Genomic DNA, 23,515 nt, shown 5'->3' with positions numbered 1-23,515 from the left:
ATTATTATCTTCAAATTAAAAATTATTTAAATTGATTATAAATCAAATTCATACATCCTTTTTTTATTTCTAAAAATAGGCAATATTATAGATGAAGAAGAATTTTTCTTTATCTAGGTTTTGAAAAAAACAAAGCACGCTGTTGAAACAAAAGACCTCTCAATAAGCTGGGGGAAAGTTAATGTGCTTAATAATCTTAATTTTGAACTAAATCAAGGAGAGAAATTAGCTATAGTTGGCCCCTCAGGTTCAGGAAAATCAACTATATTAAAAATATTGGCAGGTCTGATTTTACCTACTAAAGGAGAATTAAAAATATTCGGTCAAAAACAAACATATTTGAGACTAGACCAAAATAATCCTCCTGATGTAAGACTCGTTTTTCAGAACCCAGCATTATTAGGATCTTTAACAATTGAAGAAAATGTAGGTTTTCTCCTTAAAAGGAATAAAAAACTATCTAAAAAACTTATCCATGAAATTGTAAGTGAATGTTTAGCTCAGGTAGGATTATTCAATGTTGAGAACAAACTACCAAATGAATTAAGTGGAGGCATGCAAAAAAGAGTAAGTTTTGCTAGAGCTTTAATTACTGATCAAACTCTTAATTCAGATAGTAAACCTCTATTACTTTTTGATGAACCAACTGCAGGTCTTGATCCAATTGCCTCATCAAGAATTGAAGATTTAATTAATAAGACAAACAATACAGCAAACGGATCATCTATTGTGGTAAGTCATGTTCTTAGTACTATAGAGAGGACTTCAGATAAAGTTTTAATGCTTTATGGAGGCAAATTTAGATGGGCAGGTTCTATTAATGAATTTAAAGAGAGTAATGATCCCTATGTATTTCAATTTAGACATGGGAAACTTGATGGTCCAATGCAACCCAAAGACATTTAGCAATTATGCGTAGAAGCTTACGAGATTCAATAGTTGGATTTTCCTTATTAGGAGGAATTTTAATATTCACATTTTTTTCTTTTTGGCTAAGAGGAGTAAGATTATCCTCAAAAAATTGGCACTTATTTGCCGAGTTCAATAATGCCAGCGGTTTATCTAAAAAATCTCCTGTTTCATATAGGGGAATTTTAGTAGGATCAATCGAAGATATTTTATTTACCAATGAATCAATAAAAGCAAAAATAGTATTAAACAGTCCAGAAATTATTCTTCCTAGACCAGCCTTTGCAAGGGTCGTAACTAATTCTTTCCTCGGAGGGGATGTCCAGGTCGCTATAGAAACTAGTGAAAAAACACTTCCAAAAAACATTGAAAAACCCACATCCGATAATTGCGATACAAAATTAATTATTTGTCAAGGAGATACCATAACAGGTAAACAACTATCAAGCTTGTCGAACATAACAAATAGAATAAGCCAACTTTTAAAAGAATCAAATCAAGAAAACTTAATAGAGAACTTGGTAAACTCAGTTGATCAATTTGACAGAACACAAGAAAATCTTGATGAATTAATTTATTTATCTAAAAAAGAAATAGAAAGGGTTGAACCTCTAATAAAAGAAATAACAATTGCCGCTAATCATTTAAATAATATTTTGTCTACTATCAATGACAAAGAAACTCTTAATGACATTAAATTGACAATAAATGCTGCAAGGTCTATCTCAAGCAAAATAGATGATATGAGTGATGATTTTGAAAAATTAACACAAGATAAAGAATTAACTAAATCTATCAGAGACTTAACTATTGGACTTTCAAAATTCCTAAACGAAGTTTATCCATAAGAAATATTTAGAATTCATTTATAGCATTTAAAGCCATAGCAGCAATTGCTTTATCTGTAGCTTTTGGCAGTTGAACATATTTACCTTGAGCTGCCTCTGCTAATTCTTTACCAAATCCACTTGCAATAAATTTTCTCTCTGTATCTATTATCAAGAGTTTTATCCCAAGCATGGGATATTTTGCAGCTATATCAAGAACCTCTTGTTTTAAATTAGCATTTTCATTATCTTTTTCTTCAACCTCATTTTGTCCTAAAGATAATCCTAATGGCACATTTCCTCTTCCATCAGTAATTCCTACAACTATAACTTGACCTATATCTCCTGTTGAAAGAGCATTTTTTGCAACTTTTGCTGATTGTGTTAGTCCATGTGCCAAAGGGGATCCTCCACCACAAGGCATTGTTTCTAACCTTCTTTTTGCAGCAGTTATTGATCTTGTTGGAGGCAAAAGGACCTCTGCTTGATTACCTCTAAAAGGAATAAGCGCAACTTCATCTCTATTCTCATATGCTTCTGTTAAAAGTCTTATCACTGCACCTTTAGCACTTTGCATCCTATTTAAAGCCATGGAGCCACTTGCATCAACCAAAAAGATAACTAAAGCGCCAGCCTTTTTTTGAAGAAGTTTTGCCCTAAAATCATTTTCTTCAATAATTATTGATTTATTAGGGTTCCTTAATCTTCTTGATTTTTGATAAGGAGCGGCAGCTCGAAGAGTTGCGTCTACTGCAATTCTTTTCACTTTACCTCTAGGAATAATAGGTTTTACATATCTTCCTCTACTATCACTAAATATCACTGATCTACTTCCACTATTACCTGCTTTAGCTTTGGCAGATGAAAAAAGTAATAAATCCGGATCAACCATACATGCCTCAGGATCTAATATAAATTCCTCCGGTATTTCGGGAGTAGATTCTTCTTCCCCGTTAGAATTATCTTCTTCTTGTTCTTGCTCTTGATGATCATCATTTTCATTAGCCTCAGGTTCAGACTCATCATTGTTTGATTGAGGAGGTGGTGGTGGACTCTGGTCCTCTGGAGGGGGTGGTTGAATATCATCATCGTCTTCAGGTGGGATTTGCATTGCTCGTGGAAGGATAACTAATCTTACTGCGACTTTTAGATCCTCAGGATTTACATTCTCATCTCCTCTAAGAGCTGCATTTGCCTTTGCTACTTTTACTGCAAATAATTCTGACCTGTGCCCCTCTACTCCTCCTCTAAGAGCTTCGTTAACTAGATAGGTTATTTGCTCTTTTGTTATCTTGACATCCTTTAACCATTGCCTTGCCAAAATTAATTGAGTGGATAAATTATCAGATTCTTCAGACCATTTTTCTGAAAATTTTATATTATTTTCTGCGTGTAATAAAACAGATTTTGTAATCTCAACTCTTTGAGCATTATCAATAGATTGATCTGCAGAAAGCACAATTGCAAAACGATCTAAAACATGATCCCTTAAAGCACCCTCTTCAGGATTATAAGTTGCTATTAATAGTGACTTACAAGGATGAGATAGGCTTAAACCATCTCTCTCAATATTATTTTTCTCTCTTCCCGTAGCTTCAAGAATTAAATTTACAATACCATCATCCAATAAATTTATATCATCTACATAAAGGACACCTCTATGAGCCTCTGCCAAAATTCCTGGCTGAAACACTTGTTCTCCCGTACTTAATGAGGCAGCGACATCAATTGATCCAACAAGTCTATCTTCAGTTATACCAATAGGAACTTGAATAAATGGTGCCTCTTTTACTTTTTTTGGAATTTCATCAATTTGATTCAAATAATTACTTCCAATTGCCTCCTCTAACAATTTATTAGTACTAATATCCCATTCCTCTGGTTTATCTGGATCTAGGTTCCTACCAATAGGTCTTAGTGAAGTATTACTATTTTTCTTAGATAGTGTTTCCAGTATTGATTCATTATCTAATACCTCTATAGGAGGGAGTAAAGTGTGCAAACCCCTTGCTAATACTGACTTGCCAGTACCTCTCCCGCCAGCGATAATCACTCCTCCTAAACTTGGATCAACTGCTGCCAAAAGCAAAGATAATTTCAATAAGCTATGACCTGTAATTGCCGCCAAAGGGAAAGCTCTAAAAGAATCCTTCGAATTCATTAAATCTTTTATTTCTCCTTTTTCTTTTAACTCGGAGTTCAAAATCACTTTAAAAATGCCTGATATAGAATTTATCCAATAACTTTGTTTTTTGTAGTGGAATTATCAAATCTTAATATCAAAAATGGACTATGTATATCCCTGGGAGCAAATATTGATAGTAAATTCGGAAGCCCTCTTGAGTCACTATTACTTTGCAAACCAAAAATAGAACAAATAATAAATGAGTGGGGAGATAGTTCCAACAAAAAAAAAGAAGAGAAAAGCAAATTTTATGCAAACTTTTTTTGGTCTTCAATTTATGAGACATTACCCCATGGTGTTGAAAATGAGCAGCCAAATTATTTAAATACTTTATTACTTGTAAAAAGTGATTCTTTTCCTAAACCATCAAATAAAAAAGCTAAATCACTTCTAAAAGAGCTAAAAAAGTTAGAGAGACTTTTCGGACGAGAAGAGACGCCAAAGGGCAAGAAATGGCTATCAAGATGTCTCGATTTAGATATTCTTTGGTGGGAAAATTTTCATACGGTTGACGTGGAATTAACATTACCTCACCCTAGATTCATGAATCGGAATTTTGTTATTACGCCACTATCTGAAATCTTAAGTAGAAGCCAAAAAATCACAAAGTTTGATGCCCCAAAATGGTCTATATAAATGTTTTACAAAACCAAAAAATAACTGTTAGGCTATTTTTATTTAAAAATTATGGGCAATAAAAACCTTATAAGAAGATCTATTTTTAAAGAAAAAATATCTGAGTTAAAGTCAAAAAAATTTAGTTTCGAAATAAATAGAATTGAGCTTCCAAATGGACATGAATCTGAATATGGATACATCAAGCATCCTGGGGCAGCATTAGCCGTACCTATTACAAAAGACAATAAAGTTATCATTCTTCGGCAATATAGATTTGCTGTTGCAAGGTATTTATTAGAATTCCCAGCAGGTACATTAGAAATAGGTGAAACACCTATTAATTCAATTCAAAGAGAAATACAAGAAGAGGCTGGATTCAGTGCAAACAAATGGGATGAACTAGGAACTCTTGTCCCTGCTCCTGGATATGCAGATGAAGAAATTTATTTATTTTTGGCCCGTGATTTAAACAAACTCAATTCCGAGGTTAAAGGAGATTTAGATGAAGATATAGAAGTATTAATTTTAGATCCAGACGAACTAGATAATCTTATTTCTAGTGGAGATGAAATTCTTGACGCAAAAACCGTGACGGCTTGGTTTAGAGCTAAACAATTTTTAGATAAATCATGAATAAACCTAGAATACTTTTTTGGCATAGAAAGGATTTAAGAATATTTGATAATCAAGCTCTAATCAAAGCATTTTCATTGTCAAATGCAATCACTTCAACTTATATATTTGATAATAATTACTCACATGATTTCAATGCAAGTTCAAGAGCTTGGTTTCTAGGAAATTCACTACAAGAATTAGGAAATAATTGGAAAAAAATGGGTAGTAGATTAGTTATTGCAGGAGGAGATCCGGTATTAATAATTCCTCAACTAGCAAAAAAAATAGATGCTAAATTTGTTTTTTGGAATAGATCAATTGAACCTTATGAGATTAATCGAGATTTACAAATAACAAAAAATTTAAAAGAACAAAATGTTCAAGTTATTGAAACTTGGGATCACATATTAGTAGAACCTTTAAAAATATTTTCAGGGAATAATAATCCTTATTCAGTTTATGGACCTTTTTATAAAAATCTTAAATCAAAAATGAATTTATTAGGTTCATATGAACAAGATAAAGTTGATTTCCAGTTTAAAGATATAGATAATAAACTCAAGGATAAGACAATAAATTCATCTGATTCGGTTCTAGAGAAATTTATCAAAAATATCAAATTTACTGGTTCGAATATTTGTCCATGTAGACCTGGAGAGAATGCTGCAGAAACATTATTAGAAAACTTCATTAATGAAAAAAAATTATTTTCTTATAGTTCTGCAAGAGATTTCCCTTCCCACAATGGAACATCATTTCTAAGTGCATCTCTCAGATTCGGCACAATCAGCATTAGAAAAGTTTGGAACGCCACATTAAATTTAAATTCAGATTTTGCAAATCAAGAAAATTACCTATCAATTGAAACTTGGCAAAAAGAACTTGTTTGGCGTGAATTTTATCAACATTGTTTATTCCATTTCCCACAGCTAGAGAAAGGTCCATATAGAAAAAAATGGGATCACTTTCCATGGCAAAACAATAATAAATGGTTTCAACATTGGACCAACGGAGAGACGGGAGTTCCTATAGTTGATGCTGCGATGCGTCAACTAAATAGTACTGGCTGGATGCATAACAGATGTAGGATGATAGTCGCTTCATTTCTGGTAAAAGATCTTATATGCAATTGGCAAATGGGCGAGAAAAAATTTATGGAGACGTTGGTTGATGGAGACTTAGCTGCAAATAATGGGGGATGGCAGTGGAGCGCCAGTAGCGGTATGGATCCAAAACCACTTAGAATTTTTAATCCATATACCCAAGCAAAAAAATTTGATCCTATTTGCGAATATATAAAATATTGGATTCCTGAATTATCTAAAGTGTCAAATTCAGAATTATTAAATGGGGAGATATCTAATTTAGAAAAAAATAATTATTCAAGCCCTATTGTCAATCACAAGATACAACAAAGATTATTTAAATCACTTTATGCTGAAATTTGAATTTGCTCAATACAATTCTTTAAAACTTTATTCAAACTTTCTGCTACAAAAACTTGCTCTTCATAAGTAATTTCAGGAAACATTGGAAGACTAAGAACTTCTGTACAAATTCTCTCTGTATTTATGAGTTTTGTTCTGGAAAAATTTTTATTTTTGTAAGCTTTTTGTGCGTGTATCGGAATTGGATAATAAATAATTGAATTAATACCTTTTTCAAAAAGTTGTTGTTTTACTAAATTCCTTAAGGAGTAGTATTTTTTGTAATCAGTATCAAATAAATTTGAAAAATCATCATTTAACAAATATTTATCGTTTCTTAATTTGATTACAAATTGATTCCAAGAATGGAAAATTGAATCAGAGCTAATTTTTGGAAAACTAATAAATGGATTTTCTTCTAATAAATCAAGGTAATTATTAGCAATTTTTTGGCGATTCTTAATCCACTTAGAAATATATTTAATTTTTATGTTTAATATGGCAGCTTGAATGGTATCAAGTCTGCTGTTATATCCAATTTGAGTATGGTGATATCTTATTGGGCTGCCATGAACAGCCAGTTCTCTAATTTTTTTGGCAATCTTCTGATCTGAAGTTGTTACTGCTCCACCATCTCCAGCAGCACCTAAATTTTTAGTAGGGAAAAAGCTAAAACAACCTATATCACCGATACTCCCAACCTTGTAATTTTCCCACATTGTGCATGTTGCCTGAGCACAATCTTCGATTACTTTTAAGTCATATTTGTTGGCCAAAGATTTTATTAAGGACATATTAACTGCATTCCCAAATAGATGAACTGGCATAATTGCCTTGGTATTAGAATTTATTTCTTGTTCTATTAGTTCAGTATTAATGAGATAAGTTTCTGGATCTATATCTACCAAAATGGGATTAGCACCAACTGCACTTATAGCCTCTGCAGTCGCAAAAAAGCTAAAAGATGAGGTAATAACTTCATCACCCACACCAATATCTAATGCTCTCAAAGCTAATACTAATGCATCAGTTCCACTATTACATCCAATAGTATTTTCAACTCCAATCAGATTAGAAAAACTCTCCTCAAATTTGGCAATTTCTTGTCCCCCAATATACTGGCCCCCTTTTAAAACTTTAGAAACCTCACTCTCAATTTCTGAGCCAATTTCTTGGTACTGCCTATTTAGAGTAAATGGAGGTATCTGCATAGTGATTATATTAACCCTAAACCATATTTCTATGGGTAAAATAATTTTTTAATTTATTTAAACCAACTTGGTTCTTTACCAGGAGTCCATTTAATATTGCAACCTAAAGAAGGCATTTGATTTGAAGGATAAGGATTATCTTGATTTAAATCTTTTACGGCAGAGCGTAAATCTTTTCCAGATGCAGGGATATTATTACCTGGTCTACTATCGTCTAATTGGCCATGATAAAACAATAAAAAATTACCCTCTCCTTCATTTGAAAAAAGATAAAAATCTGGGGTGCAAGCCGCTTTTAATTCCTTAGCAAAATTTTGATTTTCATCATATAGATAAGGAAAACTCCATCCCCGTGATTGTGCTTGTAATCTCAAATTTTTGGGAGAATCTGAAGGATGAGTGATAATATCATTACTAGAAATTGCAACTGTTTGAACTGTTTTTTCAATTTCTTTACTTAAGGTGAAAATTTGATTCTCAATATATTTAACAAATGGGCAATGGGCACAAATAAACATTAAAAGTAAATGCCGATTATCTAGATTATGAGAATTAAAATATTCATTTTTTGAAGAATTAGCATTTAACATTTGAAAATTAGGTAGTAGAAAACCTAATTCCAAAACCATAGAATTTGTTCTGACCATGTTCAATTAAAAATTCTTTGATATTTGAAAATTATTGTATATTTTGCAGTAATCCGTAAAGATAGGTACTTTGATATAGGAGAATAATAGAAATAATAAACAAAATGCTTCTAAATCTAAATGGCAAAAAAATTCTTGTTACAGGAATTGCCAACAATCGTTCAATAGCATGGGGTATCGCTCAACAACTTTCAAAAGCTGGCGCAGAACTTGGAATCACATATTTGCCTGATGATAAGGGAAGATTCGAATCTAAAGTTAGAGAACTAACTGAACCTTTAAACCCATCGTTATTTTTGCCTCTAGATGTTCAAAATCCAGCTCAAATTGAAGAAATCTTTAAAAATATAAAGGACAAGTGGGGGCAAATTGACGGATTAGTTCACTGCTTAGCATTTGCAGGACGCGATGAATTGATTGGAGATTATAGTGCCACCACTTCAGAGGGCTTTGATAGGGCTCTTAATATAAGTGCATATTCATTAGCGCCTTTATGTAAAGCAGCAAAACCACTTTTTAGTGATGGTGCTGGAGTTGTCTCATTAACTTATTTAGGATCAGAAAGGGCGATTCCTAACTATAACGTGATGGGGGTTGCTAAAGCAGCTTTAGAAGCTTCAGTAAGATATCTTTCTGCAGAACTTGGTCCCGAAAAACAAGTCAGAGTTAACGCAATAAGTGCTGGGCCTATAAGAACACTTGCGAGTTCTGCTATAGGTGGCATTTTAGATATGATTCACAATGTTGAAGAAAAGGCTCCTTTACGCAGAACAGTCACTCAAAAAGAAGTAGGTAATACTGCTGCTTTTTTATTGAGTGATCTCTCTAGCGGCATTTCAGGCCAAACAATTTATGTTGATGCGGGTTACTGCATTAATGGAATGTAAACTAAGTTTTTTTGCATAAAAATGTCATCTCTAAGGCAATTTGAAATAAAAAGAAAAACGAATGAAACAGATATTTCTGTATTTATAAATTTAGATGGAAATGGGATTTCCGAGATTGATACCGGGATACCATTCTTAGATCATATGCTTCATCAAATATCCAGTCATGGTTTGTTCGATTTAAAAATAAAAGCAATTGGAGATACCCATATTGATGATCATCATACAAATGAAGATGTAGGAATCGCATTAGGCAAAGCATTTTCAAAAGCCTTGGGAGAAAGAAAAGGAATAAGCAGATTTGGACATTTCTTTGCCCCATTAGATGAAGCATTAGTTCAAGTCACTTTAGACTGCTCTGGCAGACCCCATCTATCTTATGATCTTCAATTAAAAGCCCCTAGAATAGGGAATTATGATACTGAACTAGTAAGAGAGTTTTTTATTGCTTTTGTAAATAACAGCGGTATTACTCTTCATATTAATCAAATACGGGGTAGCAATTCACATCATATAGTTGAGGCGTGCTTTAAAGCTTTTTCAAGAGCAATGCGAATGGCTACCGAGATAGATCTAAGAAGGTCTGATTCAATTCCAAGCAGTAAAGGAATGTTAGAAAATCAATAAAATAGGAATTTTTTCGAATCAGCCACATTTCAGTTAATTTTTGGCGAAGATAGATATAGAGATTATTTTGTTGTGACTAATTTACAAGATAAAAAAATTGATAAATTTAAAATTTTTAATAAAGAAGATTGGTCTAGTGCATATAAAAATGTAGAAAAAGAGTTAACTAAAGAGCCTCTAATAATTTGCAAAGGTAATAATATTAAAAATTTAAATGGAACATTATTAAGAAATGGACCAGGAATACTAGAGAGAGGTGGGCAATGGGTTCATCATCCATTTGATGGTGATGGAATGATAACATCCATAAAATTCGAAAATGGTCAGCCATTCTTAACAAATAGATTTGTTAAAACTAAAGGCTATTTGGAAGAGGAAAAAATAAATAAATTTATTTATAGAGGTGTTTTTGGGACTCAAAAAAATGGAGGAATTTTAAATAATGCATTAGATCTAAAATTCAAGAATATCGCTAATACTCATGTCATTAAATTAGGAGATGAAATTCTCGCATTATGGGAAGCAGCCGGGCCACATGCAATGGATCCTGATAGTCTTGACACTATTGGTTTAACAACATTAAAAGGGGTGCTCAAGCCTAACGAAGCATTCAGCGCTCATCCCAAAACAGACCTCAACTCAAATGCATCTTCTGAACTTCTAGTCACTTTTGGAGTGCAAACGGGGCCAAAAAGTACCATCAGATTAATGGAATTTAATAATGCTGGTACAAATTCTGGAGAGCTCATCTTTGACAGAAAAGATACCTTTAATGGTTTTGCATTCCTTCATGATTTCGCAATTACAACTAATTGGGCAATATTTCTACAGAATGCCATTGATTTCAATCCTCTCCCATTCGTAATGGGTCAAAGAGGTGCAGCACAATGTCTAAAGTCAAACCCCAACAAAAAGGCAAAGTTTTTTATCATCCCCAGAGAAAGTGGATTATTTAGAGGTCAGCCACCGTTAACAATAGATGCTCCAGAAGGATTCGTTTTTCATCATGTAAATGCATTTGAAAAAGATTCCAAAATCGTATTAGATAGTATTTTTTATGATGATTTCCCATCAGTTGGTCCAGATGAGAATTTTAGGGATATTGACTTTGATAAATATCCAGAAGGAAAACTGAAAAGATCAATTATCGATCTAAAGGGAAAAACTAGTGAACTTGAAACTTTAAGTGAACAATGCTGTGAATTTGCTGTTGTTAATCCTAAAAACTTAGGATTAAAAGCAACTTTTAGTTGGATGGCAAGCACATCTCAAAAGCTGGGGAACGCTCCACTTCAAGCAATAAAAAAAATAAATTTAACTTCTAAGGAAGAGATTTCTTGGTCAGCAGGTCCAAGTGGATTCGTAAGTGAACCAATTATGGTTCCATCAGAAAAATCTTCAAAAGAAGATGAGGGATTTTTATTTATACTTCTGTGGAATGGAGAAAGAAGAGGAAGCGATTTAGTAATATTAGACGCAAAAGACTTAAAAGAATTAGCTGTTTATGAATTACCCATTTCAATTCCTCATGGCCTTCATGGATCTTGGATTAATTGAATTTAAGAAAAGATTTCAATTAAATCTGGAATCATTTTTTTTAATGCTTTACCTCTATGACTACAAGAGTCTTTAATATCATTATTCATTTCTGCGAAAGTTAATCTGGTAGAACTCTCCTCAAAAATTGGGTCATACCCAAAACCACCTTTTCCTCTCGGGTTTAAAATAATATTGCCATGGCATTTGGCCTCAGATTCAATAATCACTTCACCATCTGGGGAACAAACACAAATATTGGCAATAAAGAAAGCACTTCTATTTTGAACTCCATCAAGTTCTTTTAAAACTCGTTCAATTCTCTTCTGATCATTTTCTGCATATCTAGATGAGTAAATACCAGGCTTACCATCTAGTGCTTCAATACAAATTCCTGAATCATCTGCTATTGAAAAATTATTTGTTTTCTTCGAAACTTCACTCGCTTTTTTAATTGCATTATCTCTAAATGTCAGTCCATCCTCTTCAACTTCTAATGATTCTGGCTGGAGTAATAATTTACAATTAACTCCAGCAAGCAATTTCTTATATTCTTTAATTTTACCTTTATTCTTACTCGCTAAATATAAACTTTTCATCCTTATTTTCCTGCCAAATTTATAAATACTTGCCCCCATTCTAATAACTCATCTAAATAAGATTCTTTTGGTGCTTCACAATATAATCTTAAAAGAGGTTCCGTTCCTGAAAACCTAAAAAGAAGCCAAAAATTTTTATCAATTCTCAACTTTATTCCATCAATCTTTGAGATACTTTTTAACTTGTGATTATTAATATTCTCAGGAATATTTTGTATTATAAATTCTTCTACAGATTTTTTTTCTGACTGATTTGGAAATTTAATATCAATTCTTTTATAGAAACTAGGCCCAAACTCTTTTTGTATTTCATCTAAGGTTTCGAATAAATATTGAGATTTTTCAGCAATCCCATTTAATAAAACCATTGCTGCATAAAGAGCATCTCTTTCAGGCATAAAGTCACCAAAACCAACCCCTCCCGATTCCTCTCCACCAATAAATATTTTCTCTTTGATCATTTTTTCAGCAATATATTTGAAGCCAACTGGGAGTTCAAAAACATCTCTTTTTTGACTTTCTGAAATATTTTTAATAATATCTGAACCACTAACAGTCTTTAAAACTGGATAAGAATTATTTTTAATTTCGCCCAAATAGTGAATAAAGTATGGCAGTAAATCTTGTGTACTAGAGTATCTTCCTTTTTCATCAATTGCTGCAATTCTGTCACCATCTCCATCAAATATAATTCCTAGTGTTTTCACTTCATTTGTTGAATTTTTGATTAGTGTTTGATTTAGATCATCTGCATAATTTAAAAGAGGTTCAGGAGGTTTGCCGCCAAAGAAAGGATCACTATCTTTTCTAATTTCTGAAATAACTTCTGAATCACTAGAGGCAAAAATATCAGTCATACAATTTGCAGCTGAACCATGCATAGAATCTACAAAAATTCTCAATTTCATTTTTTTCAATCTATTGGAAATAAAGTCAATATCAAAAAGAGATTTAATTCTGTCTAAATGAAATTTCTTAATATCTACCAATTGATCTACACCATCTATTTTTTCAATTGAATTTCCAAGCATTAATCTTTTTTCAACTTCACTTGTAAAAGATTCGTCAACAGAACATCCATTAAAGCTCTTTATTTTCAGACCTAGCCAATTATATGGATTATGACTTGCTGTAATTACTAAGGCTCCAAGACAGCCTACTTCTTTGGCATAGAAACTACAAGAGGGTGTTGTAACAAAGCTATCAGATAAGATCGGTTCGAAACCACATCCTCTTACAAAAGGCACTATTTGCTTGGCGAATTCAAAAGCCATAAATCTACGATCATATCCAATAATAATTTTCTTTGAATTAACTTCCCTATAGTATTGATAATGCAATTCCTGGCATGCAGCGACTACAACTCTTGAAAGATTGGATAAATTAAAATCAAATCCAATAATTCCTCTCCACCCATCAGTTCCAAATTTTATTTTATCCGATTTATCAGCTTTCAAATTTAAAATTTCCTTGATTTCTTCTAATTATCTATACTAATTTATATGAGTAAATTTTAAAACCGCCCTTAAAAAATAATTTGAATTCTCTTCTTTTAAAAAGTTTCACAAGATGCAAAAGAAAAGCATGGCTAGATTTTAAGGGTAAAAAATCCTATGAAGTTTGGTCCCCCCATAAAGCTATAGATAAAATTAATCAGTTTCAAATTTTCTCTGAATTTTGTAATAGTGAAATTTATACAGGATTAAAAGCCTGTGAAAATGGTTATCAAGGGGTAATTGGATTAAAAATTAAAGAGAATCTTTTCCAAAATATTAACGCAGAGATACGTCCACAATTACTTGTAAAGGCTCAAGGTAAAAGTAAATGGGGATCATACAAATATTTACCTGCTGTTTATAAGTTAGGCCACAAAACCACTAAAGAACATTTATTCGACTTAGCATTTAGTTCTATGCTGTTGGAATCTTTTCAAAAATCTAAAGTTGAGAAAGGATTAGTAATTTCAAGTTTTGATAAAAAAGTTAATGTTGAAGAAATTTATTTAAATAAAAAATTAAGAAACAAAGTTTTGAATGTTTTATTAAGTTTGAATAAATGCTTGGAGGGATTAATGCCAGAAATAACTCAAGATAGAAAAAAATGTACTATTTGTTCATGGCAAAAATTTTGTGACAAAGAAGCAAAAGAGAATGGATATCTAACAGATATAGATGGGATAGGATCCAAAACCGCATCATTACTTACAACAAATGGAATATCTGATACCCAAAAATTAGCTTCTTCTAGCGAAAAACAACTTGGAGAGAAATTATCTAAATTCAACGATCAAAAGTATGAAAAAGCTTCCTTATTTATAAAGCAAGCAAAAGCTTATATTTCTGGAGAACCATATCGCATTTTCAATAAAAATGATACTAATAATCTACTAGAAAAAACATCTTCGGGATTTTATATATTTGATATTGAGTCAAGTCCAGATGATAAGCATGACTTTTTATATGGTTTTTTAAAAATAAATAATTTGTTTACAAAAAAAGAAGATCTTTTTTATAAACCTATTTTGAATCTCAAAAACAATAAAGGAGAATCTTACAGGAAAATTATTGAAATACTTTTTTCACAGAATGAATGGCCAGTTTTACATTACGGAGAGACTGAAAAGATAGCAATAATTAATATTGCTAAAAACCTAAATTTTAGTTTTGAAGAAATTGATTCACTTGCCTCAAGATTTATAGACTTACATACCTTAATAAGAAAGTCTTGGATATTACCAATAAAAAACTATGGCTTAAAAACTGTTGCTAATTGGCTTGGATTTGAATGGATGCAGAAAAATGCAAGTGGCTCGAAAGCCCTTTATTGGTGGCTTCAATATCAAATTACAGAAAATAAAATATTTTTAAAAAAAATCATCCAATATAACAAAGATGATTGTTTTGCAACTCTGCAAATAGCAGAATATTTAATCAAAAATTAATTAAAGAAAAATTGATCCTACAGATTTATTAATAACAATTTTTCCAAAGATTTCTGAAAAAAAATAACTTCCTTCCTCTAAATATTTTCTTTTTATCATTGCTAAACCTTTTATTTGAGAATCTGATTTAAAAAAACTAGTGATTTTGCCTACAGAAATATCCTTGGCAGAATTTATATATAAATTTTTATCTTCAACATCTAAATTCAAATTAGATTCAATTGATTTCCAAATTCTTATTTCCTGTTTTAAAGAAGAAACATTTTTTATTTTTGACATTGTTTCTTGTCCTAAATAACAACCTTTACTAAAATCTACAAGATCTTGTAATCCAAGTTCAAGAGGATTATTTTTTCCGTCTATTTCCATTTCTAATGAGGGTATTGCCTGATTAATCTTCCAAAGTTTTAAATCATTTGGATTTAGTAAATTTAGTTTATTTTTATATATTTCAAATTCTTTATCTTCTGTTTTGAAGAAAATAGGCCGGTAAGTTCTCCATGAACTAGATTCATCAATTTCCTGAATTCTATTTATCAAGAAAGGTTCACTTAAAAGTACATCGTCCGCTGGAAAAATAATTTGATTAAAGTAATCAATTATTTCATTGGTATTACCCGCCAAGATAATTACTTCTAAGTTTCTTTCTAAAAAAATAATTTCAATTAATGACCTTAGAACTCCATTTGGAGTTAACCAACAAGTTTTGATAACTTTATTTTCTGCTTTAAGAATATTACTAGTTGTTATTCCATTCAAAAATTTCTTGGCATCTTTTCCACTAACAGAAAAGCAATCAAATTTTTCAAGCCAAAACTTTTTTATTATATCTTGCATTTTGAGAAATTTATAGAAAGTCTTTGATTGTAAAAAGACTCTTTAATTTAACATTTTCATCATTAAGCGCTTCACATCCCCCTTCTTGCCTATCAACTATAGACAAAACTTCCTCAACAACATAATTATTTTCTCTTAACTTTTTTATAGCTTTTATTACTGAACCAGCAGTTGTAACTACATCCTCTAAGACAGTTACCAAGGTACCTGCTTCTAATATAGGACCTTCAATTCCAGCTTTAGTACCGTATTTTTTAATTTCTTTGCGAATTATTAAACCATTTAGGTTTAAGCCTTGCGAAGCTGCTTTGATAATTAATCCACTTACTAAAGGATCTGCACCTAATGTCAATCCTGCTACAGCTTTTGACCTTGAATCCTTTAATTCTAGAAATAAATCACTTATTAAGTTTAGGCCTTCCCCATTTAATGATACTGGTTTACAGTTCAAGTAATGACTGCTTTTTTTTCCTGAAGATAAAGTAAAGTTTCCTTTCTTATAAGATTTTTCAAATAACTGTTTTAACAATTTTGCCTTATTTAAAACATACTTTTCTGAAAAATTGCCCATTAGTAAAAGATAAATTTATATTTAAAGATTAGAAGAAAAAAAAGATATCTCACAAAAACTTCCTAATGAGGTGTTTTTTGAAATATTATTTTTATATTGTATATTGAAATTCAATGTAATTAAAATTACATTAATTCCATTGGGGGTGTAGCAATCTGGTGAATGCACCAAACTCATAATTTGGCTAAGGCGAGTTCGATCCTCGCCACCCCCATTATTCATTTGTCATTGAATGAAAATAACTCTACTTTTATTTATTTTATTTTTACCAGCTTTTTTCGCAGCAAGTGAACTCTCTTTTTTATTGATCAGACCAAGCAAAGTTTTAAGACTAATAGAAGAAAAAAAGAAAGGGGCATTTTCAATTTTAAAAATTCAAAAACGATTTAGATCTTCCTTAATTGCTTCTCAATTTGGAGTAACAATTTCATTGATTGCAATTGGATGGCTTAGCAATAGCTTGGCAAATGATTATTGGAAAAGCAATATATGGCCAAATAGATTTTATGATCTTTTGCTATTTCTATTTGTGGTTTTAGTAGTTACTCTTGTATCTGGACTAATTCCTAAAGCCCTAGTAATTAACAATCCAGAATCTGCTGCATTAAGGTTAACCACCATATTCGATGCAGTAAGAAAAGGTATGCAACCTATAGTTACGATAATCGAATTCTTTGCTAGCGCCTGTTTAGGTTTATTTCATTTAAATAACAAATGGGATTCTTTAAATTCGGGTTTATCCGCAAGCGAATTGGAAACTCTTATAGAAACAGATAATGTTACAGGTTTAAAGCCTGATGAGAAAAATATTCTTGAAGGGGTTTTTGCTTTAAAAGATACGCAAGTAAAAGAAGTAATGATTCCAAGATCTGAAATGGTAACTTTGCCAAAAAATATAACCTTTTCAGAACTTATGAAACAAGTAGACAAAACTCGACATGCACGCTTCTTTGTTATCGACGAGTCTCTAGATGATGTATTAGGTGTATTAGATTTGCGTTATTTAGCTAAACCAATATCAAAAGGTGAAATGGAAGCCGATACTTTATTGGAACCATTCCTTTTGCCAGTCACAAAAATAATAGAAACAAGTTCTTTAGCAGAAATTTTGCCATTAGTCAGAGAATACAATCCTTTCTTACTAGTAGTTGATGAGCACGGGGGGACGGAGGGTCTTATAACTGCAGCTGATCTAAATGGAGAAATAGTTGGAGAGGAAATGCTCAATAGTAGAATTTATTCAGACATGAAAATGTTAGATAATTTCTCTAGAAAATGGTCAATAGCTGGAAAATCAGAAATTATAGATATCAATAAAAAGTTAAGATGCTCTATCCCAGAAGGTGCAGACTACCATACCCTTGCTGGATTCCTGCTAGAAAAATTTCAGATGGTACCAAAAATTGGCGACATTTTAGATTTTAATCAAATTAAATTTGAAGTTATATCTATGTCAGGTCCTAAAATTGATCGTGTTAAAATTATTCTTCCTAAAAGCTAAATGTGGCTTCCTATAGAGGATAATGATACTTAATAGATGGATTTAAAGTTATGCAACCAACCTCACCACCAGTAAAGGTTGGAGTCATAGGTATAGGAAATATGGGATGGCATCATGCTCGAGTACTAAGTTTACTCAAAGATGCGAATCTAATTGGAGTTGCAGATCCAAATGAAGAGAGAGGTAAATTAGCTATTGAGCAATTTCAATGTGAATGGTTCAGGGATTATAAGGATCTAATTCCGAAAGTTGATGCTATTTGTATAGCTGTCCCAACACTACTTCATCAAAAAGTAGGCCTAGATTGTCTTAAGGGAGGAACCAATGTTCTAATTGAAAAACCAATTGCAGCTAATGAGTTAGAAGCGAAATCTTTAATAGAAGCCGCGAATGCAAGTAATTGTTTGTTACAAGTTGGGCATATTGAAAGATTTAATCCTGCCTTTAGAGAATTAAATAAAATAGTAAATAATGAAGAAATTGTCGTTTTAGAAGCAAGAAGACATAGTCCTCATGCTGATAGAGCAAATGATGTATCTGTAGTAATGGATTTAATGATTCATGACATTGATCTTGTTTTAGAGCTTGTAAACTCGAAAATACAAAAATTAGCAGCGGTTGGAGGAAGAAATAGCGAAGGGTTAATAGATTATGTGAATGCTACTTTAGTTTTTGAAAATAATGTTATTGCAAGCTTAATTGCCAGCAAAATGAGTCACAAAAAAATTAGAAGCTTAAGTGCTCACTGCCAAAATGGTCTAGTAGAAACTGATTTCTTAAATCACTCTCTTCAAATTCATCGAAAATCCCATGAATCATACACTGCAGAGCATGGAGAATTAGTTTATAGGAATGATGGATATGTAGAAGAAGTAAGCACAACTTCCATTGAGCCTCTTTATGCAGAATTGGAACATTTTCTTAAATGTCTTCAAGGTAAAGAAACACCCGAAGTAGATGGTGAGCAAGCATCAAGAGCTTTAAAAATAGCTGACTTTATAGAGAGTGCTGTAGAAAATTCCGGAGATGCAATTTTACTTGAAAATCCCTTCTAAAAATTATCTAGAAGCAAATAATTTTATTTAAATCCAACTGCAGCTTGCCAAACAAACACTAATAAAAAGAAAAATAAAGGGATCAGTGGAAGAACATCAACAGTTGGAGCAAAAGCCTTGTAAGCTTCAGGTAATTCAGCGAATGTATTTAAAAGAATGAGCACCTTTTTAAAAAATTAATTAATTATGTTAAGACGTTACCACGTATGGTGAGCAATGGAGGATGTTTTCCAAGGAGCGAAATCAATTGTAAAACAATTATCTTTAATTGCAGTAGAAATGGCCTTCGTAAATCTCATTAAATGAGCAATATTATGCAAACTTATAAGAGTGAGACCTAATATTTCGTCATTTCTAATTAAATGATGCAAATATGCACGAGAATAAGAGTTACAGGTTTCGCATTTACAAGTTTTGTCAATCGGAGAAAAGTCATTTTTAAATCTAGCATTTCGCAAATTCAATCTTTCATCATTTAAAAATGCAGTCCCATGTCTTCCTAGTCTTGTAGGTAAAACACAGTCAAATATATCGAATCCATTAGCAACAGCTAAAGAAATTTCTCTTAAAGAGCCAATCCCCATTAAATATCTTGGTTTATTTAATGGTAAGAATTTTGGTACGTAATTTATTACACTATGTATTTCATCGATTGCCTCACCAACACTTACACCTCCCACCGCAATTCCAGGCAAATCAAAAGAACTTGTAAATTTTGCGCTATGTTCTCTTAATTTTGGATACTTACCACCTTGAACTATACCAAATAATGCTTGATTGGATTTCTTATGAGACTTTACACATTGTTTTAACCATAAATGAGTTCTTTGTAAAGAGTCCTCAATATCATTTTCGGTAGCTGTATGCGGAGGACAATGATCAAAAGCCATTGCAACATCCGATCCAAGATCCATTTGAATCTGCATTACTTTTTCAGGTGATAAAAATACATGACTACCGTCTCTTGGATTTTTAAATTCCACACCTTTATCAGAAATATTATTTAATTTGGCCAAACTAAAAACTTGATATCCTCCTGAATCGGTAAGTATAGGCTTGGGCCAATTCATAAACTTATGTATTCCTCCAGATTCTTTAACTAATTGTTCTCCAGGTTGTAAATGAAGATGAAAGGTATTTGAGAGAATCATTTCTGATCCTGTAGAGATTAATTGCTTAGATGAAATTCCTTTAACTGTTGCCAAAGTACCCACAGGCATAAATTTGGGTGTGTTTACCTGACCATTTGGTGTATGAAATATGCCAGTTCTTGCCCCTGTGTTACTGCAATTCGATGTAATTTCAAATTCAAACACGATATTTTTAAAAATTTTTTTATCTTTTTTTATTAATCTACCCTATTATTTAATATTGAATCTACTTTTTCTTATCAAAAAATATTTTATAAAAAATTTAGCAGGATCTTGGATTTTTTACACGACATTTCCAAAGATACCTTTGATTAAACCCGAATTTAAAAATATTGCACAATTTGCGGCACCTTTAGGATTTTTCATTGGAACAATTCAGAGTTATATCTTTCTTTTTTTAAGAACAAACTCTTGGTCAATTTATGCATCTGCATTAATTTGTTTGGCTTCAGGATATTTGATTACTGGTGGACTGCACCTCGATGGTTTAATGGATACTTTCGATGGTATTTTTGCGGGCAAAAAGAAACGTTTAAAAGCCATGAAAGACAGTAAAGTTGGTTCCTTTGGAGTTCAAGCTTTAGTTTTTATAACTTTAATTCAAATAGCTTGCATACTCAAAATTCAAAACCTAATAATTTTTGTTTTACCAATATGCTTATTTTGGGGAAGATTTTCGAATTTATTTTTTATAGAAAAGTTTAAATATGTGAGTTATAAGAAAAAATCTATTAATCATAAAAAATTTTGGAATGGATTTAAAAAAGAATCTTTGATTTCCATTATTTTTCTCTTAATTTTCATTGGATACCAATTATTTTCTATTACATCGAAAGCCATATTAATTAAATTTTTAATTCTAATTTTGATTGGTATTTTTCTTAGCTATTCTATCCCAAACATTCTAGGGGATAAAATTGGAGGCTTCAATGGAGATGGTTGCGGTGCAAGTGTTGTACTAGTTGAAACTGCAATGTTATTTATGCATGCAATTCTTTTATAGGAAGTTCTAAATAGAAAATATTTTTCTTCTTAAGATTTTTTAATTTCTCAGTATTATCAATCGAGTTATTTTCCAGCAATCTCAATTCTCCTCCAATTTGTTTTGCTAATTTCCTCGCCAAAAAAAGTCCCACACCCGTGCCGTCCTTCTTCTTAGCGGCAGCTCCTCGAAAACCTTTTTCAAAAATTTTCTCGTTTTCATTTTTGGTTATTTTTTTACCATCATCAAATATACAAAGTCCATTACTCGTAATTGCGAGTCCAATTTCAGCGTCTTTTTGAGCATATTTAAACGCATTTTCTAATAAATTGGCCACAATTTCGGCAATTACAGCATATTTTGCCTTTAATGGCGATAAAGTCCAATCTGGCCAAAGAGCAGGTTCAGTCCAATCTCTATTCTCTAAGTCTGAATTAGCTTTACCCCTCTCTAATATTGGCCTCAATAAACTCTGAACAGTTATTACCTTTTTATTATCTAAATTTGGTGGTAATAATAATCTTTCCTCTCCAATTTCTAGAGGAAGTTGAATAGGTGAATTTAATTGCGCAAAAGAATCCATATATTGATTAATTTGATTTTGCTCTAGTATCATGCGTTCGACTATTTCAATAGAGTCATCATCTGAACCAAGTCTTTTTATTAGTAATTTTGCATATGTCCTAATAGCAGCCAATGGATTCCTTAATTGATGGATTATGACATTGACCTGATTTTTTAAGAAATTAATTTCTTCATTTTTATTTTGACGTTCTAATTCGATAGATACGCACTTAGCTAAAGATATTGAAAGCGCTTTTAATCTAGAATCAAGAGATGCTGGCCAACTCCCCCCTTTCAAATCAGTTTCTACCCTAAGGACACCAAGTAGAATATCGTTTTCTTGAAGCGGGTACCATCTTCTATTAGGGGATGAAACTTTTAGCGAAGGATCATCTTCTATTGATGTTAGTAGCCTATCAATTTGTGGCCATTGACCAATCATTTCAAAAGATGCTTTAGTTCCTTGCTTTGCGGAAGCAAGATACATGACTAAATTAGTCACGCCCATTGAGCAACCAAAACTCTCAAGCTGTTTATTAATTAACTCTTCAAATTTTTTTGAAAGATTCATAATAAATGAAATTTTGAGTAATTTTTTTAAAAAAAACTTGAAAAAGGGCTTGTAAAATATGAAAAAAGTATTAAGATATATAAAGAGGTCTGACTTTAGCCAGCCTTAAATATGAATATTTAATCATATTTTAAGCTACATCAGGGGTTGATGGGTCCTCTATGTAATTTGAAGTGAAATTAAAATCACATATATTAAGATTAGTAAAATTAATTAATAAGACTAATCTCATTAATAATTTCAGGAGCACCAATCAATGTCAAAAAAAAGGAAAAGAATCAGCAGAAGAAGATTGGCTGGCCAAAGAGTCATGGCACATGTACCTATTTATCATATCGAAACTGGCAAACATAAACCAGTTACAGCAGCAAGAAGATTCATAGCTGAAAATGGTCTTTCTGCACCTTCAGTTTTTAATGTCCGAAGAAATGAACATACTACTGACAGGTTTTTTTGGGGTGAAAAAGGGTTATTTAGCGCTCAATACGCTGAAGAAAATCATTTTCTATTTCCATCACTAAAAGTTGTAGTAGAAGGAATTGGTGAAGAAAAAATATTTGAGGGACTAGAACTTACTGCAGATGATTGGGAAGAAATTGAAGAATACGAATATGCTTTTGTTTAAAAAATCGTACTTATTTTTGAACTTATAAAATTAATTAAATTTGAATCAATCTGATGAAATCCATCGAATTCTAATAATTCACAATATTTAGAAGACTTACTCTTTACCTGCTCATAAATAGTCCTAGAAGCATCTATAGGCACGACGTCATCAAATATACCGTGACTAATAATCAATGGCGAGCAATTTTCTCTAGGGACCCAGTTGGGGTGAGGATAACCACTACAAGCAACAATTAATCCAAAATTTAATTTAAATCCTGCATCAATTGCCATTGCCGCCCCCTGAGAGAACCCCAACAAAATTGTTTTTCTTAGTGGAATCTGGTCAGTATCAAATTTTTTTAATGTAACTAAAAGTTTATTTACTTCAACCTCAGCTCCATTCCAATCATGTGGGTATAATCCATACCACTGTCTTCCCTGACCACTTGGATGTAATCCAGGGGCTCTCAAAGAAATTACCTCAAAATCAAGATTTATTTTTTCATTCATCTCCTTTCCAAATGTTAAAAGGTCATCTGAATCAGCTCCCCAACCATGCATCAAAATAATTCTATGAGTTGCAGTTTGAGAGCTAATCGAGACAAATTCATGATTGATAGCATATTTCATGTTTATATTCTAAAG

The 23,515-nt window shown here is 31.9% G+C and carries 24 protein-coding genes and 1 tRNA gene; 14 read left to right on the top strand and 11 right to left on the bottom strand.

From position 1 onward, the window contains the following. Nucleotides 1-120: 120 nt before the first annotated feature. Nucleotides 121-906, top strand: coding sequence for an ABC transporter ATP-binding protein (locus HA140_RS01565; RefSeq protein WP_209039455.1), 786 nt, complete (start codon nucleotides 121-123; stop codon nucleotides 904-906). Nucleotides 907-911: 5 nt separating this feature from the next. Continuing rightward, complete coding sequence (locus tag HA140_RS01560) at nucleotides 912-1,757, top strand: MlaD family protein (protein ID WP_209039454.1); 846 nt, start codon at nucleotides 912-914, stop codon at nucleotides 1,755-1,757. Nucleotides 1,758-1,764: 7 nt separating this feature from the next. Here HA140_RS01560 and bchD read toward each other — a convergent pair whose 3' ends face one another. Next, complete coding sequence (gene bchD, locus HA140_RS01555) at nucleotides 1,765-3,897, bottom strand: magnesium chelatase ATPase subunit D (protein ID WP_245156173.1); 2,133 nt, start codon at nucleotides 3,895-3,897, stop codon at nucleotides 1,765-1,767. Between the two features lie 96 nt (nucleotides 3,898-3,993). Here bchD and folK point away from each other — a divergent pair, with 96 nt between their 5' ends. Genes folK through HA140_RS01540 form a run of 3 tightly spaced genes read left to right on the top strand, consistent with a single transcriptional unit; the run spans nucleotide 3,994 to nucleotide 6,602 of the window. Beyond that, nucleotides 3,994-4,557: a 2-amino-4-hydroxy-6-hydroxymethyldihydropteridine diphosphokinase gene (gene folK, locus HA140_RS01550; protein WP_209039452.1), complete on the top strand. Its 564-nt coding sequence runs from the start codon at nucleotides 3,994-3,996 to the stop codon at nucleotides 4,555-4,557. A gap of 51 nt (nucleotides 4,558-4,608) precedes the next feature. Continuing rightward, a complete protein-coding gene (locus HA140_RS01545; RefSeq protein WP_209039451.1) occupies nucleotides 4,609-5,172 on the top strand; it encodes an NUDIX hydrolase in 564 nt (187 codons plus the stop codon). Then, nucleotides 5,169-6,602: a cryptochrome/photolyase family protein gene (locus HA140_RS01540; RefSeq protein WP_209039450.1), complete on the top strand. Its 1,434-nt coding sequence runs from the start codon at nucleotides 5,169-5,171 to the stop codon at nucleotides 6,600-6,602. Before HA140_RS01545 ends, HA140_RS01540 begins: the two co-directional genes overlap by 4 nt. Here HA140_RS01540 and HA140_RS01535 read toward each other — a convergent pair. Together HA140_RS01535 and HA140_RS01530 are read right to left on the bottom strand one after the other, a co-directional pair. Continuing rightward, nucleotides 6,587-7,792: a DegT/DnrJ/EryC1/StrS family aminotransferase gene (locus tag HA140_RS01535; RefSeq protein ID WP_209039449.1), complete on the bottom strand. Its 1,206-nt coding sequence runs from the start codon at nucleotides 7,790-7,792 to the stop codon at nucleotides 6,587-6,589. The two genes, HA140_RS01540 and HA140_RS01535, sit on opposite strands and share 16 nt — an antisense overlap. Nucleotides 7,793-7,845: 53 nt before the next feature. After that, a complete protein-coding gene (locus tag HA140_RS01530; RefSeq protein ID WP_209039448.1) occupies nucleotides 7,846-8,439 on the bottom strand; it encodes a thioredoxin family protein in 594 nt (197 codons plus the stop codon). Nucleotides 8,440-8,543: 104 nt separating this feature from the next. On the opposite strand from HA140_RS01530, the gene fabI reads away from it, so the two are divergent. From fabI to HA140_RS01515, 3 genes are all read left to right on the top strand, one after another. Further along, nucleotides 8,544-9,326: an enoyl-ACP reductase FabI gene (gene fabI / locus HA140_RS01525; RefSeq protein WP_209039447.1), complete on the top strand. Its 783-nt coding sequence runs from the start codon at nucleotides 8,544-8,546 to the stop codon at nucleotides 9,324-9,326. 21 nt (nucleotides 9,327-9,347) lie between these two features. Next, complete coding sequence (gene hisB / locus HA140_RS01520) at nucleotides 9,348-9,953, top strand: imidazoleglycerol-phosphate dehydratase HisB (protein ID WP_209039446.1); 606 nt, start codon at nucleotides 9,348-9,350, stop codon at nucleotides 9,951-9,953. Between the two features lie 72 nt (nucleotides 9,954-10,025). Next, nucleotides 10,026-11,510, top strand: a complete 1,485-nt coding sequence (locus HA140_RS01515; protein ID WP_209039445.1) for a carotenoid oxygenase family protein — start codon at nucleotides 10,026-10,028, stop codon at nucleotides 11,508-11,510. Nucleotides 11,511-11,512: 2 nt separating this feature from the next. On the opposite strand, the gene rdgB is transcribed toward HA140_RS01515, so the two are convergent. Both rdgB and HA140_RS01505 read right to left on the bottom strand, forming a co-directional pair. Further along, the gene (gene rdgB, locus HA140_RS01510; protein ID WP_209039444.1) at nucleotides 11,513-12,088 is read right to left on the bottom strand and encodes an RdgB/HAM1 family non-canonical purine NTP pyrophosphatase; all 576 of its coding nucleotides are present in this window, start codon (nucleotides 12,086-12,088) and stop codon (nucleotides 11,513-11,515) included. 2 nt (nucleotides 12,089-12,090) lie between these two features. Further along, nucleotides 12,091-13,545, bottom strand: coding sequence for a phosphoglucomutase/phosphomannomutase family protein (locus HA140_RS01505; protein ID WP_209039443.1), 1,455 nt, complete (start codon nucleotides 13,543-13,545; stop codon nucleotides 12,091-12,093). An 80-nt stretch (nucleotides 13,546-13,625) separates the two neighbouring features. Between HA140_RS01505 and HA140_RS01500 the strand changes: the two genes are divergently transcribed. Then, nucleotides 13,626-15,029, top strand: coding sequence for a TM0106 family RecB-like putative nuclease (locus HA140_RS01500; protein ID WP_209039442.1), 1,404 nt, complete (start codon nucleotides 13,626-13,628; stop codon nucleotides 15,027-15,029). On the opposite strand, the gene HA140_RS01495 is transcribed toward HA140_RS01500, so the two are convergent. Both HA140_RS01495 and pyrE read right to left on the bottom strand, forming a co-directional pair. After that, nucleotides 15,030-15,866: a folate-binding protein YgfZ gene (locus tag HA140_RS01495; protein WP_209039441.1), complete on the bottom strand. Its 837-nt coding sequence runs from the start codon at nucleotides 15,864-15,866 to the stop codon at nucleotides 15,030-15,032. A gap of 10 nt (nucleotides 15,867-15,876) precedes the next feature. Further along, on the bottom strand, nucleotides 15,877-16,437 hold the full coding sequence (pyrE, locus tag HA140_RS01490; protein WP_209039440.1) for an orotate phosphoribosyltransferase: 561 nt from the start codon (nucleotides 16,435-16,437) through the stop codon (nucleotides 15,877-15,879). 141 nt (nucleotides 16,438-16,578) lie between these two features. Between pyrE and HA140_RS01485 the strand changes: the two genes are divergently transcribed. The 3 genes from HA140_RS01485 (at nucleotide 16,579) to HA140_RS01475 (ending at nucleotide 18,993) form a co-directional block, all read left to right on the top strand. Next, nucleotides 16,579-16,651: transfer RNA gene (locus tag HA140_RS01485), tRNA-Ile, on the top strand. 18 nt (nucleotides 16,652-16,669) lie between these two features. Next, nucleotides 16,670-17,938 carry a hemolysin family protein gene (locus HA140_RS01480; RefSeq protein ID WP_209039439.1) on the top strand — a complete coding sequence of 423 codons (1,269 nt, stop codon included), beginning with the start codon at nucleotides 16,670-16,672 and terminating at the stop codon, nucleotides 17,936-17,938. Between the two features lie 50 nt (nucleotides 17,939-17,988). After that, nucleotides 17,989-18,993, top strand: coding sequence for a Gfo/Idh/MocA family protein (locus HA140_RS01475; protein WP_209039438.1), 1,005 nt, complete (start codon nucleotides 17,989-17,991; stop codon nucleotides 18,991-18,993). Nucleotides 18,994-19,016: 23 nt separating this feature from the next. On the opposite strand, the gene HA140_RS01470 is transcribed toward HA140_RS01475, so the two are convergent. Then, nucleotides 19,017-19,157 carry a photosystem II reaction center protein K gene (locus tag HA140_RS01470; protein WP_002805418.1) on the bottom strand — a complete coding sequence of 47 codons (141 nt, stop codon included), beginning with the start codon at nucleotides 19,155-19,157 and terminating at the stop codon, nucleotides 19,017-19,019. Between the two features lie 33 nt (nucleotides 19,158-19,190). Then, nucleotides 19,191-20,309 carry a tRNA guanosine(34) transglycosylase Tgt gene (gene tgt, locus HA140_RS01465; RefSeq protein ID WP_209039437.1) on the bottom strand — a complete coding sequence of 373 codons (1,119 nt, stop codon included), beginning with the start codon at nucleotides 20,307-20,309 and terminating at the stop codon, nucleotides 19,191-19,193. 55 nt (nucleotides 20,310-20,364) lie between these two features. Between tgt and HA140_RS01460 the strand changes: the two genes are divergently transcribed. Next, nucleotides 20,365-21,147: an adenosylcobinamide-GDP ribazoletransferase gene (locus HA140_RS01460; protein ID WP_245156171.1), complete on the top strand. Its 783-nt coding sequence runs from the start codon at nucleotides 20,365-20,367 to the stop codon at nucleotides 21,145-21,147. Here the strand turns inward: HA140_RS01460 and HA140_RS01455 are convergent. Continuing rightward, nucleotides 21,125-22,261 (bottom strand): sensor histidine kinase, encoded by a 1,137-nt coding sequence (locus tag HA140_RS01455; RefSeq protein ID WP_209039436.1) that lies wholly within the window; start codon nucleotides 22,259-22,261, stop codon nucleotides 21,125-21,127. The two genes, HA140_RS01460 and HA140_RS01455, sit on opposite strands and share 23 nt — an antisense overlap. 256 nt (nucleotides 22,262-22,517) lie before the next feature. Here HA140_RS01455 and HA140_RS01450 point away from each other — a divergent pair, with 256 nt between their 5' ends. Further along, the gene (locus HA140_RS01450) at nucleotides 22,518-22,886 is read left to right on the top strand and encodes a DUF3155 domain-containing protein (RefSeq protein WP_011817760.1); all 369 of its coding nucleotides are present in this window, start codon (nucleotides 22,518-22,520) and stop codon (nucleotides 22,884-22,886) included. On the opposite strand, the gene HA140_RS01445 is transcribed toward HA140_RS01450, so the two are convergent. Beyond that, the gene (locus HA140_RS01445; protein WP_209039435.1) at nucleotides 22,883-23,500 is read right to left on the bottom strand and encodes an alpha/beta hydrolase; all 618 of its coding nucleotides are present in this window, start codon (nucleotides 23,498-23,500) and stop codon (nucleotides 22,883-22,885) included. The genes HA140_RS01450 and HA140_RS01445 overlap by 4 nt on opposite strands. Nucleotides 23,501-23,515: the final 15 nt, after the last annotated feature.

The organism is Prochlorococcus marinus CUG1417, assembly GCF_017695975.1.
Lineage (GTDB): Bacteria > Cyanobacteriota > Cyanobacteriia > PCC-6307 > Cyanobiaceae > Prochlorococcus_A > Prochlorococcus_A marinus_AG.
Note: the sequence above shows the minus strand (reverse complement) of the source record. Positions and strands in the feature narration are given on the sequence as shown.

Bases quoted from the DNA above. Each gene is read 5' to 3' on its own strand.
- HA140_RS01560 (WP_209039454.1), top strand. From the start codon at position 912: ATGCGTAGAAGCTTACGAGATTCAATAGTTGGATTTTCCTTATTAGGA.
- bchD (WP_245156173.1), bottom strand. From the start codon at position 3,897: ATGAATTCGAAGGATTCTTTTAGAGCTTTCCCTTTGGCGGCAATTACA.
- HA140_RS01545 (WP_209039451.1), top strand. From the start codon at position 4,609: ATGGGCAATAAAAACCTTATAAGAAGATCTATTTTTAAAGAAAAAATA.
- HA140_RS01540 (WP_209039450.1), top strand. From the start codon at position 5,169: ATGAATAAACCTAGAATACTTTTTTGGCATAGAAAGGATTTAAGAATA.
- HA140_RS01535 (WP_209039449.1), bottom strand. From the start codon at position 7,792: ATGCAGATACCTCCATTTACTCTAAATAGGCAGTACCAAGAAATTGGC.
- HA140_RS01530 (WP_209039448.1), bottom strand. From the start codon at position 8,439: ATGGTCAGAACAAATTCTATGGTTTTGGAATTAGGTTTTCTACTACCT.
- fabI (WP_209039447.1), top strand. From the start codon at position 8,544: ATGCTTCTAAATCTAAATGGCAAAAAAATTCTTGTTACAGGAATTGCC.
- hisB (WP_209039446.1), top strand. From the start codon at position 9,348: ATGTCATCTCTAAGGCAATTTGAAATAAAAAGAAAAACGAATGAAACA.
- rdgB (WP_209039444.1), bottom strand. From the start codon at position 12,088: ATGAAAAGTTTATATTTAGCGAGTAAGAATAAAGGTAAAATTAAAGAA.
- HA140_RS01495 (WP_209039441.1), bottom strand. From the start codon at position 15,866: ATGCAAGATATAATAAAAAAGTTTTGGCTTGAAAAATTTGATTGCTTT.
- pyrE (WP_209039440.1), bottom strand. From the start codon at position 16,437: ATGGGCAATTTTTCAGAAAAGTATGTTTTAAATAAGGCAAAATTGTTA.
- HA140_RS01480 (WP_209039439.1), top strand. From the start codon at position 16,670: ATGAAAATAACTCTACTTTTATTTATTTTATTTTTACCAGCTTTTTTC.
- HA140_RS01475 (WP_209039438.1), top strand. From the start codon at position 17,989: ATGCAACCAACCTCACCACCAGTAAAGGTTGGAGTCATAGGTATAGGA.
- HA140_RS01455 (WP_209039436.1), bottom strand. From the start codon at position 22,261: ATGAATCTTTCAAAAAAATTTGAAGAGTTAATTAATAAACAGCTTGAG.
- HA140_RS01450 (WP_011817760.1), top strand. From the start codon at position 22,518: ATGTCAAAAAAAAGGAAAAGAATCAGCAGAAGAAGATTGGCTGGCCAA.
- HA140_RS01445 (WP_209039435.1), bottom strand. From the start codon at position 23,500: ATGAAATATGCTATCAATCATGAATTTGTCTCGATTAGCTCTCAAACT.